This is a genomic window from Psychrobacillus sp. FSL H8-0510 (genome assembly GCF_038008345.1).
Classification (GTDB): Bacteria; Bacillota; Bacilli; order Bacillales_A; family Planococcaceae; genus Psychrobacillus; species Psychrobacillus psychrotolerans.
Genome location: NZ_JBBOYZ010000001.1, coordinates 3,247,648 through 3,260,955 on the forward strand (window position 1 = coordinate 3,247,648; position 13,308 = coordinate 3,260,955).

Annotated in this window: 15 protein-coding genes; 11 read left to right on the forward strand and 4 right to left on the reverse strand. The window is 37.4% G+C overall.

Features of this window, described 5'->3' with window-relative positions; translation table 11 throughout:
- Positions 1-84 precede the first annotated feature (84 nt).
- The 4 genes from MHI40_RS16490 to MHI40_RS16505 are packed head-to-tail and all read left to right on the forward strand — an operon-like array spanning position 85 to position 3,344.
- Positions 85-801 (forward strand): carboxymuconolactone decarboxylase family protein, encoded by a 717-nt coding sequence (locus MHI40_RS16490; protein ID WP_340763567.1) that lies wholly within the window; start codon positions 85-87, stop codon positions 799-801.
- A 13-nt stretch (positions 802-814) separates the two neighbouring features.
- Positions 815-1,501, forward strand: a complete 687-nt coding sequence (locus tag MHI40_RS16495) for a CoA transferase subunit A (RefSeq protein ID WP_340763568.1) — start codon at positions 815-817, stop codon at positions 1,499-1,501.
- Positions 1,494-2,129: a 3-oxoacid CoA-transferase subunit B gene (locus tag MHI40_RS16500; protein WP_340763569.1), complete on the forward strand. Its 636-nt coding sequence runs from the start codon at positions 1,494-1,496 to the stop codon at positions 2,127-2,129. Before MHI40_RS16495 ends, MHI40_RS16500 begins: the two co-directional genes overlap by 8 nt.
- 12 nt (positions 2,130-2,141) lie before the next feature.
- Positions 2,142-3,344, forward strand: coding sequence for a thiolase family protein (locus MHI40_RS16505; protein ID WP_340763570.1), 1,203 nt, complete (start codon positions 2,142-2,144; stop codon positions 3,342-3,344).
- Between the two features lie 64 nt (positions 3,345-3,408).
- Here MHI40_RS16505 and MHI40_RS16510 read toward each other — a convergent pair whose 3' ends face one another.
- Positions 3,409-3,729 carry a DUF3870 domain-containing protein gene (locus tag MHI40_RS16510; RefSeq protein ID WP_340763571.1) on the reverse strand — a complete coding sequence of 107 codons (321 nt, stop codon included), beginning with the start codon at positions 3,727-3,729 and terminating at the stop codon, positions 3,409-3,411.
- Positions 3,730-3,884: 155 nt separating this feature from the next.
- Here MHI40_RS16510 and MHI40_RS16515 point away from each other — a divergent pair, with 155 nt between their 5' ends.
- The 5 genes from MHI40_RS16515 to MHI40_RS16535 all read left to right on the forward strand — a co-directional run bounded on the left by MHI40_RS16515 (position 3,885) and on the right by MHI40_RS16535 (position 8,519).
- Positions 3,885-5,219 carry a short-chain fatty acid transporter gene (locus MHI40_RS16515; RefSeq protein ID WP_340763572.1) on the forward strand — a complete coding sequence of 445 codons (1,335 nt, stop codon included), beginning with the start codon at positions 3,885-3,887 and terminating at the stop codon, positions 5,217-5,219.
- A 61-nt stretch (positions 5,220-5,280) separates the two neighbouring features.
- A complete protein-coding gene (locus MHI40_RS16520; protein ID WP_340763574.1) occupies positions 5,281-5,883 on the forward strand; it encodes a hypothetical protein in 603 nt (200 codons plus the stop codon).
- An 11-nt stretch (positions 5,884-5,894) separates the two neighbouring features.
- Positions 5,895-6,782 carry a 3-hydroxyacyl-CoA dehydrogenase NAD-binding domain-containing protein gene (locus MHI40_RS16525; protein WP_340763575.1) on the forward strand — a complete coding sequence of 296 codons (888 nt, stop codon included), beginning with the start codon at positions 5,895-5,897 and terminating at the stop codon, positions 6,780-6,782.
- A complete protein-coding gene (locus tag MHI40_RS16530) occupies positions 6,783-7,826 on the forward strand; it encodes a zinc-dependent alcohol dehydrogenase (protein WP_340763576.1) in 1,044 nt (347 codons plus the stop codon).
- Between the two features lie 12 nt (positions 7,827-7,838).
- Entirely contained in the window at positions 7,839-8,519 is a 681-nt protein-coding gene (locus tag MHI40_RS16535) for a cyclase family protein (protein ID WP_340763577.1), read from the forward strand.
- Positions 8,520-8,658: 139 nt separating this feature from the next.
- Here the strand turns inward: MHI40_RS16535 and gltS are convergent, their stop codons facing one another.
- Both gltS and hutG read right to left on the reverse strand, forming a co-directional pair.
- Positions 8,659-9,843: a sodium/glutamate symporter gene (gene gltS, locus MHI40_RS16540; protein WP_093538258.1), complete on the reverse strand. Its 1,185-nt coding sequence runs from the start codon at positions 9,841-9,843 to the stop codon at positions 8,659-8,661.
- Between the two features lie 10 nt (positions 9,844-9,853).
- A complete protein-coding gene (gene hutG / locus MHI40_RS16545) occupies positions 9,854-10,783 on the reverse strand; it encodes a formimidoylglutamase (protein WP_340763578.1) in 930 nt (309 codons plus the stop codon).
- Between the two features lie 118 nt (positions 10,784-10,901).
- On the opposite strand from hutG, the gene MHI40_RS16550 reads away from it, so the two are divergent.
- On the forward strand, positions 10,902-11,780 hold the full coding sequence (locus MHI40_RS16550; RefSeq protein WP_340763579.1) for a LysR family transcriptional regulator: 879 nt from the start codon (positions 10,902-10,904) through the stop codon (positions 11,778-11,780).
- 78 nt (positions 11,781-11,858) lie between these two features.
- Here MHI40_RS16550 and MHI40_RS16555 read toward each other — a convergent pair whose 3' ends face one another.
- Positions 11,859-12,563, reverse strand: a complete 705-nt coding sequence (locus MHI40_RS16555; protein WP_340763580.1) for a DUF421 domain-containing protein — start codon at positions 12,561-12,563, stop codon at positions 11,859-11,861.
- Between the two features lie 154 nt (positions 12,564-12,717).
- Between MHI40_RS16555 and MHI40_RS16560 the strand changes: the two genes are divergently transcribed.
- Positions 12,718-13,302, forward strand: coding sequence for a Crp/Fnr family transcriptional regulator (locus MHI40_RS16560; protein ID WP_340763581.1), 585 nt, complete (start codon positions 12,718-12,720; stop codon positions 13,300-13,302).
- Positions 13,303-13,308 lie beyond the last annotated feature (6 nt).

The following is a 13,308-nucleotide window of genomic DNA, read 5'->3' on the forward strand; positions in this document are numbered from 1 at the left end:
GCCTCATTACGCTCAAATGACACTACTATTGTGTTCAAGAGCGTAGTGTGGCCTTTTTATTTAATTAAAAAGGAGCGAAATGATATGTCTACTGGGTTAGATTACTTTAAAAAAGTTTACGATGTCGTACCTGGCTGGGTTCAGAAAATGCATGATTATAACCCATCAATGCTGGATCATTATACTGCATTACGTGGAGCAGCAATGGCTGAGGGAGTACTTTCAGTAAAAGAAAAAGATATTCTACTAGTTGGTATTAACTCTGCACGACATTATGCACGAAGCATGGTTTATCACACAAAAGGTGCAATTGATGGTGGCGCAACACTGGAAGAATTAGTGGAGTATTTACTTGTAGCCTATATTTACGGCGGTGAAGAAGCATTACAAATTGGTCTTCAATCCTTTGAATACGCTTTAGAGCTAACTGGCACTCAAGCCGAGAAGATTTCACACGATTCTACAGCTACTGATATTGTTCGTTATTACGCACAATTTGCTACAACGGATGTTAGTAAAGATTACTACAAACAGCTGCTAACTCTTTTTGTATCAGAAGATGTAAACGCTTTAACTGATAAATTGTTAGCATTAAACGTGGTGGATGAACAAATGAAACACATTTTGATGACCGGCATTTACACAACTGTTTTAAAAAATACAGAAACAGATTACTGGGCTAAAAAAGCACGTGAAAAAGGCGTAGACGAGCCTCGATTAGCAGAGCTTGGATACATTTGTCTTTTGACAGCAGGTATCCCCTCTTGGTTTGAGATTAGTGACGCACTTATCCAAAAATAACGGAGTGAAAAAAATGAAATTTTATAATACAGCTGAAGAGGCATTAGATTGTGTCCAAACTGGTCATACAATTATGGTTGGTGGATTTGGTCTCGTAGGTGGTCCACTTACACTAATAGATACGTTAGTAGAACTAGATGTTAATGACTTAACGATTATTAGTAATAACCTTGGCGAGCAAGGACAAGGCTTAGGTAAATTACTTGAACAAAAGAAAGTCAAAAAAGCTATTGGCTCCTACTTTACTGGAAATAGAGATGTAGGTGATGCCTTCCAACGTGGCGAAATTGAAATTGAATTATTGCCCCAAGGTACATTAGCTGAATCTATTCGTGCTGGTGGTGCTGGGATTGCTGGGTATTATACAAAAACTTCTTTTGGTACTAATTTAGCTAAAGGCAAAGAAACCAAAATGTTTAAAGGCGAGGAATACGTTCTGGAGGAAGCATTACAAGCCGATATTGCTATTATTCGAGCTTACAAGGCTGATACGCTAGGTAATCTTGTATATTACAAAACAGCACGAAACTTCAACCCACTCATGGCAACTGCTGCTAAAACAGTTATTGTCGAAGTTGAGGAAATAGTAGAAGCTGGCGAACTTAAAAGTGATGAGATCGCTACCCCACACCTATTCGTTGATCGCGTTATCCTAGCTAAAAAGATTTTGACAAAGGAAGGTGTCATCGAACATGGCTAATCCAGTTCAAAAAGCTATAGCTAAACGAGCTGCCCAAGAATTAGAACAAGGACAAATTGTTAACCTAGGCATTGGAATTCCAACACTTGTAGCCAACTATGTAAAACAAAACCATGTTTTCTTGCATACCGAAAATGGGATGCTTGGTGTCGAAGATGTTACCGAAGAGGATATTGACCCAAATATCGTCAATGCAGGAAAGTTTGCAGTCGGAGAAGCTATTGGTGCCTCTTACTTTGATAGTGCGACATCATTTGCAATGATTCGTGGTGGCCATGTGGACGTCGCAATTTTAGGTGTTCTTCAGGTAGATGAGCATGCTCGCATCGCCAACTGGGCTGTACCAGGTAAAAACATTATCGGTGTCGGCGGCGCCATGGATTTACTAGTTGGTGCTCGCAAAGTCATTGTAACGACTACACATACATCTAAGGATGGAAAAAGTAAAATTTTGAAAGAATGTAATTACCCTATCACCTCCACACGAAGTGTAGACACTATTATTACGGATTTAGCAGTCTTTAAATACATCGGTAGTCAATTACATTTAGTTGAATTAATGCCAGGTACCGATTTAGAAACAGTGGCAGCTAATACAGAAGCTACATTTATCAATAGCCTGAAATAAGGAGGAATCATTATGAAAGAAGTCGTAATTGTAGAAAGCGTTCGTACTGCAATTGGAAAGCTTGGCGGCTCATTAATGACTCAGACAGCTGATTACTTAGGTGCCGCCGTTATAAAAGAACTACTGACTCGCGCACAATTGGATCCTAATGAAGTCGATGAAGTAATTCTAGGTCAAGCAAAGCAAAGTGCTGATCAATCTAATGTTGCTCGCCTTGCTTCGCTAAGAGCAGATATCCCACTTGAAGTGCCCGGTTATACAGTGCATCGTCAATGTGGATCTGGTCTGCAGTCCATAAATAATGCTGCTCAACAAATTGCGCTTGGTTTAAGTGATGTAATTATAGCGGGTGGTACAGAATCTATGAGTACTGCACCCTACTATATTCGCAATGCTAGATACGGACTAAATGTAGGAAATAGCCAAATATTAGATCCAAATACTGAAAGTCAGCCCGGCTCTCAACCTGAATCATACGGTCTAAAAACAATGGGAGAAACAGCTGAAAATTTAGCTGAAAAATATTCTATCTCTCGTGAAGCTCAAGATGCCTTTGCTTATCAAAGTCAATTGCGCACAGAAAATGCTATGAAAAATGGCTACTTTGATAAGCAAATTGTTCCATATGAGATTAAAACACGCAAAACAACGGAAGTATTTAAAGTGGATGAACATCCACGACTGACGCCAGTAGAGAAGCTAGCTACTCTAAAACCTGTGTTCCGTGAAGGTGGAACTGTAACTGCTGCTAATGCTAGTGGGCGTAATGACGGGGCTGCTGCCCTTCTCATAATGTCAAAAGAAAAAGCGGAACAACTATGTCTGCAGCCAAAGGTTAAAATTATTGCCCAAGCTGCTGCTGGTGTAGACCCTTCTATCATGGGTATCGGACCTGTTCCAGCAACTAGAAAAGCATTAAAACAAGTTGGCCTATCTATTGAAGATATTGATGTGATTGAACTAAATGAAGCCTTCGCGTCCCAATCACTAGCAGTTATTGAAGAGCTCGGCTTAGACCAACGCAAAGTAAACCCGAACGGTGGGGCTATAGCAATGGGACATCCTATTGGAGCAACTGGTGCTATTTTAATGACGAAGCTTATTCATGAATTAGAGCGTACAGGTAAACGTTATGGGTTAGTTACACTATGTATCGCAGGTGGACTTGGCATTACAACGATTGTGGAAAATTGCCAAAGTCTATTGAAAAAATAAAAGAAAATTCTCCTAAGAGAATTTTCTTTTATCAACTAATAATGTAACCGCTTCAATATAGAAATTACTTTGCTATTTTTTCTAAGTATCTTTTCTGCGCAGACTTTAAAGCGACTATAACTGCCCCACTCGATGGTGCCAAATAATGCTCTTCAATACGTTCAATCAATATATTTATATCAGTCGTAAAGTCAAAATTTATTAACATACGTTTAAAGAAATTTTGTGCTAACTCCGTTATAAAAGTGAACTCTGCATCAACTATTTTATGTGTTTGTTTATCAATTTCAAGGACAATTCCAGCGTGTTTGTAGGTTTCATACATCGCTGTACCTTGTGGAGCTTTGGCATACGCAGTCACGAGTAAAGTATTCAATTGTTGCATAAATAGAACCTCCGTTAAATTAAGCTAGATATAGTTTATCATAGTTAATCTGAAAATTAGCTATTTTCATACACGAATAGATTTATGGTTCAAACTTCACCAAAACTTATATGGGAGTAATGGTTAGATATTAAACAATTTTAGGGGGATTTTTAATGGAAAGATTAACGAATTTCTTCACGTCTATCATGAAGAAGTATTTGCCAGACCCATTCGTATTTGCGATTGGATTAACCATTTTGACTTTTATTTTAGCACTAATAATTGAGGATATCTCTTTCCTTAATTTAACATCTTCATGGGGTGATGGCTTCTGGAACTTATTAGCCTTCACTACACAAATGGCTGTTATTTTAGCAATGGGTTATGTACTAGCAACTGCACCTGTCACTGACCGCTTTTTGAACAAGATTGCTTCGATGGTACATACGCCAAAAGCGGCAATTATCGTCGCTACTTTAGTCGGTGGATTTGGTAGTTACTTAAATTGGGGATTTGGATTAGTTGTCGGTGGAATAATCGCTAAAAAATTAGCAGTAAAAGTGAAAGGTGTCCATTATCCATTAATCATCGCTGCTGCATATTCTGGCTTCACCTTTTACGGATTAGGACTTTCTGCTTCTATTCCAATATTAATCTCTACACCTGGGCATTTTTTAGAAGAGAACATGGGTCTGATTGCTTTATCTGAAACTATTTTTAGTTTACCAATGATAATTACAACTATTTTCTTATTCATCACATTGCCACTTTTCAATGCGATGCTTCATCCGAAGGATCCAAACAATGTGAAGGAAATTGACCCTGCTTTACACTCCGATACGAAAAAATTAAAAATAAATGTATTGGAAGAAGATAACACATTCGCTAACAAATTAAATAATAGCCGTCTTCTATCTTATTTAATCGGTGCTTTAGGTCTTATTTACGTAGTAGTATACTTTGCTAATGGAAAATCATTAGACCTAAATATTATTAACTTTATCATCCTATTCTTAGGGATTATTTTACTTGGTACTCCCGCAAAATATACAGAGCATTTATCAGATGGTATCAAAACTATTTCTGGTATTATTCTACAATTTCCTTTCTACGCTGGGATTATGGCGATCATGGCTGCTTCTGGATTAGTTGATACCATTTCAAAAGTATTCGTTGATATTTCCACTCAGCAATCCTTGCCGTTCTGGGGCCTTATTAGCTCTTTCTTTATTAACTTCTTTGCACCATCTGCTGGTGGGCACTGGGCAGTACAAGGTCCTTTCATGATTGAGGCTGCAAAAGAATTGGGAACTTCACTCGGAGAAACTGCGATGTCGGTTATGCTTGGGAACGCTTGGAATGACTTAGTACAACCGTTCTGGATTTTACCAGCACTAGCACTATCACGTTTAAAGCTAAAAGATATCATGGGCTTCCTAGTAATGATTATGTTCTATGTTGGAATTGTTTATATCGTTGCTACACTCGCTTGGTCTTACTTTTTATAAAAACAAAAAAGGGTCATTGTTTTCATAACAATGGCTCTTTCAATTATCTGGAGGTTTCATTATGCACTCTTTGCTAAACGATTCTCATCTATCTAAAAAAGATAAGTCTTTATTATTAGTTGGTTTATTCGCTGCTCGTCGCGAAGAACAGGCTATGCTCTACTTCACCGAAGTAGCTGTTGAGGCTGACAATACAGTTAATGAAATTGCTCAACTAATCTCCGCTGCCATTATTTCTCGTGGAATCCCAACTTGGTTATCAGGTATTGAAGCTATTTCAAAAGCAATTGAACTAACAGGAAACGCTCAGTCTACAAAAGAACCACAAAATATAGCTGCATTTTCCACTCAAGAAGAGTGTGTCGGTTACTATCAATCAGAATTTGACCAGCTACCACAATGGATTTCCTATTTAGTAGATTACGCACCTGATACGTTATTAAAGTATAGCAATTTACGTACTACTTCCCTTCGTGATGGAGTCGTGTCCCGTTACTTAAAGGAATTGCTTTTGTATGCGATTAATATTTGTGATCAATATCCAAAAGGTATAAGTATTCACGAAACAAATGCTATCCAACTGGGAGCAACAGATGATGTACTACTAGACGTTCGGACTATTTGCATGTATGCGGTAGGAGTTCAAGCTATTTTAAAAGATTAAGGAGGGAATGTATGCAACATGTATGTATCATCGGAGGTGGCTTTATGGGCGCCTCACTGGCTAAGTATTTTCTAGACGCTAATATCAAGGTGTCACTATATGAAGGTTTTACAGCTCGTCGTGAGGAATTAATGTCAGATAAAGCTTTTCATGAAGTACACTTTTTAAAAACAATAGAACAATGTGAGAAAGTAGATTTTATAATTGAGGCAATTCCGGAAAATCTTCAATTGAAGCAACAGTTATTCGAAAGCATAGAAGATTACTTCCCTACTTCTACTACCTTTTGTACAAACACTTCAAGCTATTTAATCAGTTCCATAGTAGAAAATGTTAAACATAAGGAACGAGTAATCGGCACACATTTCTTTTCACCAGCACATATCACTCCATTAGTTGAAGTTACTCCAAGTACTTTTACAAATGAGCATCATATTCAAAAAACGATGGCCTTTCTTCAATCCATTAATAAAAAGCCAGTATTATTAAAGAAAGAAATTCAAGGATTTGTAGCAAATCGTCTTCAAAGTGCACTTTCCCGTGAAGCGATGTCCCTTGTTCAACATGGCATTGTCTCAGCCGAAGAGCTTGATTTTATAGCCAAATGGAGTTTAGGTATTCGACTAGCCAATACAGGTCCTCTTGAACAACGAGATATAAATGGGCTCGATACGCATATGGCTATTGTGAAATATGTTTATCCTACACTTGAAAATAGTACGGAACCCTTACCTATTCATGAAAATCTGATAGCAAGTAAAGAATTGGGCATGAAGACAAACAAAGGATTTTATGATTGGTCCAAAACCGATAAAAAACAGTATCTTTCATCTAAAGATGATTTTCTGTTGAATATTATTAGAGCTGTGACCGTTCAAGATAATGAGGTGGATAAATAAATGCATTACAAAGCACTCGTAAAAAATACAGCTTCTCCAAAGGATATAAAATTTGAAAACTACGAAATACCGGAATTAAAACACCATCAGAGCCTACTGAAAGTAAATGCTGTTGGAATATGTGGCAGTGATTTACATATGTATGATGGACATGGGGGCTATGATTGGGTAACTTACCCGCTTATTTTAGGACATGAAGTAACTGGTCAAGTCGTGGCAGTAGCTGAGGGAGAAATTCCTTCACAGCGGATGGTCATTAACCCATATAAAAGCTGTGGCATATGTGAATTCTGCCTTGCAGGTGATAGCAACCGCTGTGATTTCGATAATTACAAGTATATAAAAACACCAACGGCAGCATTGCGTTATGGCTTTCGCGATCCTGGCGGAATGGCAGAATACATGGTTGTCGACAATAAGAATCTAATCCCCATCCTGGACGAAGTAACAGATGAGGTTGCTGCAATATCGGAGGCACTAGCAGTCAGCTACACTGCTGTAGTAAAAATAGAACACTTTGCAGAAAAGTCAATCCTCGTAGTTGGTCCAGGACCGATTGGTTTAGGTGCAGCAGCTATCTTAGTCGGATTTGGGAATGCACAAGTAGCGATGTTAGGTACTACAGCTGATAAAGATCGTCTTCTGCTGGCGAAAGATATTGGAGTATCCGCGGTTTATGAAAATGCAGAGAATATTCCTCATGATCAGTTTAAAGGTTTTGATGCTATTATTGACTGTTCGGGTCATCCTACTATCCCAAGTACAGCGCTACGTCTTTTAAAACGAGGTGGTGAACTTGTCCTAGTTGGTATTAATCCTGCTAATTTTTCGGTTCCTATGGACCAAATTGTTCGTGGTGAAATCAGTATAAAAGGAAGCTACGGTATAACTCAATCGAATTATGAAGCCGTTTTATCGCTTGCAGCTGATACTCGCTTCTCCTTCCAAAAACTAATTGCGCAAACAGTGGCATTTGAAAATTGTCTGGAAGGATTTGAAATTGCATTAAACAAAGCGTCAGGTAAAGTCGTTATTAAAATGTAAGGAGGAAATTTTATGAAACTTATAGATTTATCTTTAGAAATTTATGATGGGCTTCGCTCTTACACATCACATCCGCCTATCGCTATTGCAGAGGAATCTACTTTTGAAAACTCCGGGCATCGTTATGTGGCTCCTTGTGAAGGCTTTGAATCTCGCATGCTAAAAATGTCCGATCATAGTGGTACACATATTGATGCTCCATTACATTTTATGCGTGATGGTGAATCTACTGCTGAAATGGACCTCTCTAAAACACACGGAGAAGCTGTGCTACTAGATGTATCCGATTTTAAAGACCCTTTTCAAGCGGTAACAAGAGAAATGTTGGAGGACGCTCAAAAACGTCAAGGTATTACTGTGCAAACGAATGATATTGTCCTCATTCGTACTCGCAAGCTTGCATGGGGAGAAGGCTCATTTTATGAAGAACATGCATTTGCACCTAGTGCTGGTGATTGGCTCGTAGAAAAACAAGTAAAATGTGTTGGATTAGATTTGGCTAATATCGACATCCACGACAATATGATGCGTGAAGTACATCTAAAGCTTTTAAGTGTTCCTATTTATATAGTAGAAAATTTAGTGAATCTAGATCAACTTCCTTTAAATGAACACTTCACTTTCATGGCACTACCACTTAATCTTAAGAATGCGACAGCTTCACCAGTAAGAGCTGTTGCATTTGTAAAGTGATTGGTTCCCTGTGTAGCAAACAAACATGAAAGTTCAAACATTCACGTTTGTTCAAACTAACGCGAATGTTTCTTACACAGGGACGAAAAAACGCAAACACTTGGAATTCAAGGGTTTGCGCTTTTCTATGCCCAGTATTCTATTTAAAGAGATTAATAGTTGTTATAATAATTGGCATACCGAAAACATCTATTAAGAATGCTCCTACAATCGGTACGATTAGGAATGCTTTCCGTGATGGACCAAATTTCGAAACTACTGCAGACATATTAGCCATTGCGTTAGGCGTTGCACCTAGACCATGTCCAAGGAAACCCGATACCATAATTGCTGCATCGTAGTTTTTTCCAAGCAACCGGAAAAGGACAAACACGGCGAATAGTACGATGAAGATTACTTGTACTAAAACGATGATAAATAACGGTAACGCTAAGTCTGCAATTTCCCATAGCTTTATGCTCATCAATGCCATTGATAGGAAAATACCAAGGGAAATATCACCGATTAAATTTATTTCTCTCATATTGATTAGTTCAGGCTTGATGCGATCCACCACATTGCGAACGATTACTGCTATGAACATAGCACCTACATAACCAGGTAAAACAAATCCTGTTATAGTAGAGAACCATTCGCCTACATATGTACCAACAGCCATACAGAAAGTGATTAAGAAAACTTGCATCATGAATGATTTGTCTGTAATCGGATGTTGTGATTTTTCAACGTATGCTTCTGTTTCTTCAGAAGATGGCTTTAAGTCAAATTTGCGGATTAAGTAGCCTATAACAGGACCACCAACCAGTCCACCAGCTACTAGTCCACATGTAGCTGCAGCCATCCCTATTGATACTGCGGATGGTACTCCTAATCCTTCAATTGTTTCCCCAAAAGCTGCAGCCGCACCATGTCCCCCTTCCATAGATACAGCCCCAGCCATAACGCCGATCAATGGATGAAGATCCATTAATTTAGCTAAAGAAACACCAATCACATTTTGCATTAAGGCTAAGAATCCACAAGCTAACCAATAGATTACTAATAATTTCCCACCTAATTTAACAAGTTTGAAACTCGCACCAAGTCCGATAGTTGTAAAGAAGGTAATCATGAAAATAGATTGTAGTGATGTATCTAACGTAATCTCGATTAGGTCTAAACCCTTCAAGATAGTTGCTAGAATTGCGAATAGTAAGCCTCCTACAACGGGTGCTGGAATACAAAAACGATTTAAAAAGCCTACCCTTTTAACTAAAAAAGTGCCTACTAAAAATAATGTTACTGCGAGACATAATGTTGTAATTTGATTTATAGCCATATACATTCCCCTTTGTTTATTCGAAGCTATTCATAATTACTTCATTTATAAAGTAAGCCCCCAATTTTGCTGTTTGATTGTTTATATCAAGAGAAGGATTCACTTCACAAATACTAAAACTTACCGTGTTTTTATGTGAAACCATCTGACGTAAAATGTCTCGAACTTTTATAGCGGATAAACCAAATGGAGATGGTGCACTGACACCTGGAGCTTCAGCGGCATTTAAAACATCCATACAAAGAGTAACGAGTAATACATCATGGGCGTCCATAAAATCTGTTAAATCTTTGTTAAACTGAGGTGATTCCAATTGTTCATCTAAAAAGTAATGCACATTATAATGAGCTGCTGTATTGAATAATGCCGTAGTGTTCCCATATTGTTGGATGCCACATACGAAATAATGTGCATTTGGATCCTCGTCTAAAATTTGCTTAAACATTGTGCCAGACGAGGTTTGTTCATCATAAGCACGCATATCAAAGTGTGCATCAATATTAAGCAAGCCTATGGACGCTTCTGTCCCTACTGCTTTACGCACCCCCAAATATTGTCCATATAACGTTTCGTGCCCACCTCCAAGTACAATTGCCTTCCCATTTGTTAGGATGTCAGAAACTTTATCTCCCAATTCCAGTTGTGCCTGTTCTAGTTCATGCCCCTCACAAACGATATCCCCAAAATCCATTAAAGAATTTGGCTGAACATGATTGCGCCATGGTAACGATGCCAACTGTTTACGCAAAGCAAGAGGAGCATCTTTTGCACCAACACGTCCATTATTACGCCGGACACCTTCATCACAAGAAAAACCTACTAAGCCAATTTTTCCATGCTCAGTTGTTGGTTCGACTTGAACAATTTGGTGATAACGAAAGTAGGCCGAATCCACCTCATGATCGATGCGACCTTGCCAAATACTCACATCCGTTTTTCTATACAATAGGCTCGTCTCCTTATAAACTGAAAAATTCATATTTTCATTATATTTATATGTATTTATAATAACAAATACTATTTTTTTATATTATAATAGTTTAAAACTATAAATGAGGTGCGAAATGGATTTACGGAGGATGTATTACTTCAATGCCACTGTAAAATATCAAAGCTTTTCAAGAGCCGCAAAATCTCTACATATATCCCAGCCTTCATTAAGCAATGCAATAAAAACCTTAGAATTAGAAATAAATGCACCACTTATAGAGCGCACAACCAAACAATTTCAACTAACGGAATTAGGCCAGCAATTCTATGAACGTTCAAAAAGTTTACTTGCTCAATTTGAAGTAATGGATACTGAGTTAAAGGAGTTAGCAAAAGGCGAGCAATTAGAAATTAGATTAGGCATGATTGAGTCAGCGAATCACTGGTTTTCACAAGTAATCATTGCCTATCAAAAACAATATCCACAAAACCAAATTACGTTAATCGATACATTGTACAATCAAACGGTTCGTCAAGCGTTATTAGGTTTAAATGTACATGGTGTTATTACAAACCAGCATATTGTCGATCAGGAAATAAAAAGCGAATTATTGTATACCGAACCGTACGTCGTGCTAACTAAAAAAGATCATCCTTTTGCTACAAAAGAGAAAATAAAGCTAGTAGATTTTGCGGAAGAATCCCTCATAATTGGAATGCCTGAATTTCAAACGAGTGCACAAATATTAAAAGCATTTGAACAAGAAAATATCACACCACATATTCAATATAAAATAGAAAGATTTGAGATGATTAAAGTTTTGGTAGAAGAAGGGCTCGGAATCGCTCTACTGCCCCAACAATATGTTAACCACCATTTATCCGAGAGCTTAATATCACGCCAAGTACACAGTGATTTTCTAAGTCGAAATGTATACTTAAGTACTATGAAAGACCGTACATTTCCAGAGAGTATACGAAAGCTATTTGAGCTTATAAAGACAATGCATTAAATAGATTGCAGCATAAACAAACGCCCCAGAGAAGTCTTTGGGCGTTGTTTTATAAAATGAAACTAAGAATCCCTTCAATTACTTATAAAGAAAAACCTTCAAATTTTCTTTCTTATCAATTGTAGCGAGCAGAACATTTTTTATTTCGGTCTGGTATTGTGTTTTTAAGTTTGAAGCTACCCATTGTTCGTCCCTATTGATTTGCATTAACTCCTTTAATTCCAATTTTCCATCCTTAATGATTAACTTTGGTAGATCAAAGGGCTCTGTTACTAACTGATAATTTGCAGGTGTAAGTGGATTATATTTTGGATCTAAGAATACGGAAATTTTCCCATCCGCCTCCCAAATAGCTAATGCCACTTTCTTTACATCTTCTACTTTTTCTTCTCTTAGCTCCTCCAATAACACATCAATAGAAATTCTTGCTTTTTTTAATCCCTGATAAATGATTTCTCCATCTTTTATAAGGTTAATGGGTGGAGGTGTCACTAGTCTTCTAAACCACGGCCATTTAAGGATCAGATAAATACCACAAAGATATAGGGAAACCAATACAATTGTTGTAATAACAGAACCTTTAAGTCCAAGGTTCTCATCAGATAATGGATGTGCAATAATATTTCCGATGACCAAAGCCATAACAAAATCTAAAAGTCTTAATTGGGAGATGGCGCGTTGACCCATCACTTTAGCTACAATAACTAAAAAGATAAATGCAACAATGGCTCGCAATACCCACTCAATCGAAGTAAGTGTTTCCTGACTCTGAAAAAAATCCATAGGACACATCCTTTCTTACAAGAGCTACTAATACTTAGTTTGCACGGATGTTATTCTATTAGTCATGATGACAGGATAAATTTATAGGAACATAATCCTTCAAAATGATTTGTAGTATTATAGGATAAAAGCGTTTGGATAAAAGGAGAGCAAAATGAAAAGTATATTGTTTAAGTACATGTCTAAATTCACTTCTCTTACTGAAGAACAGCAACAGACCATCGCTAATGAAATAAAGATCGACGAACTTAAAAAAGGAACAATCCTTTTTAGACAAGGTGATGTTCCTACTAAATGTTATTTTGTATTAAGTGGGTGTATAAGGCAGTATTCTGTAGATGAAAATGGAAAAGAAGTTACGTCCAACTTCTACACAGAAGAACAGGCGATTGCAGTTTTCAATAATCATAAACTAGACAAATCATCCGATTACACTTTCCTATGTTTAGAGGATTCAATCCTCGTCGTTGGGGATTTAGCTATCGAACAAAACATGTATACCAAATATACACAGTTGGAAGTAATGACACGAAAGATGATTGAGGAAAACTTTGCAAATGTACAAGATGAATTTGCTACATTTATTGCCTCTACTCCTGAAGAACGTTTTAAAACATTACTAATAAAAAGACCTCAACTAATTGATCGTGTCCCGCAACATCAACTGGCAAGCTATCTCGGAATAACTCCAGAGTCATTAAGTAGAATAAAAAAACGCTTGGAAATAGATAGTAAGTAAGAGGAA

Bases quoted from the DNA above. Each gene is read 5' to 3' on its own strand.
- MHI40_RS16490 (WP_340763567.1), top strand. From the start codon at position 85: ATGTCTACTGGGTTAGATTACTTTAAAAAAGTTTACGATGTCGTACCT.
- MHI40_RS16495 (WP_340763568.1), top strand. From the start codon at position 815: ATGAAATTTTATAATACAGCTGAAGAGGCATTAGATTGTGTCCAAACT.
- MHI40_RS16500 (WP_340763569.1), top strand. From the start codon at position 1,494: ATGGCTAATCCAGTTCAAAAAGCTATAGCTAAACGAGCTGCCCAAGAA.
- MHI40_RS16505 (WP_340763570.1), top strand. From the start codon at position 2,142: ATGAAAGAAGTCGTAATTGTAGAAAGCGTTCGTACTGCAATTGGAAAG.
- MHI40_RS16510 (WP_340763571.1), bottom strand. From the start codon at position 3,729: ATGCAACAATTGAATACTTTACTCGTGACTGCGTATGCCAAAGCTCCA.
- MHI40_RS16515 (WP_340763572.1), top strand. From the start codon at position 3,885: ATGGAAAGATTAACGAATTTCTTCACGTCTATCATGAAGAAGTATTTG.
- MHI40_RS16520 (WP_340763574.1), top strand. From the start codon at position 5,281: ATGCACTCTTTGCTAAACGATTCTCATCTATCTAAAAAAGATAAGTCT.
- MHI40_RS16525 (WP_340763575.1), top strand. From the start codon at position 5,895: ATGCAACATGTATGTATCATCGGAGGTGGCTTTATGGGCGCCTCACTG.
- MHI40_RS16530 (WP_340763576.1), top strand. From the start codon at position 6,783: ATGCATTACAAAGCACTCGTAAAAAATACAGCTTCTCCAAAGGATATA.
- MHI40_RS16535 (WP_340763577.1), top strand. From the start codon at position 7,839: ATGAAACTTATAGATTTATCTTTAGAAATTTATGATGGGCTTCGCTCT.
- gltS (WP_093538258.1), bottom strand. From the start codon at position 9,843: ATGTATATGGCTATAAATCAAATTACAACATTATGTCTCGCAGTAACA.
- MHI40_RS16550 (WP_340763579.1), top strand. From the start codon at position 10,902: ATGGATTTACGGAGGATGTATTACTTCAATGCCACTGTAAAATATCAA.
- MHI40_RS16555 (WP_340763580.1), bottom strand. From the start codon at position 12,563: ATGGATTTTTTTCAGAGTCAGGAAACACTTACTTCGATTGAGTGGGTA.
- MHI40_RS16560 (WP_340763581.1), top strand. From the start codon at position 12,718: ATGAAAAGTATATTGTTTAAGTACATGTCTAAATTCACTTCTCTTACT.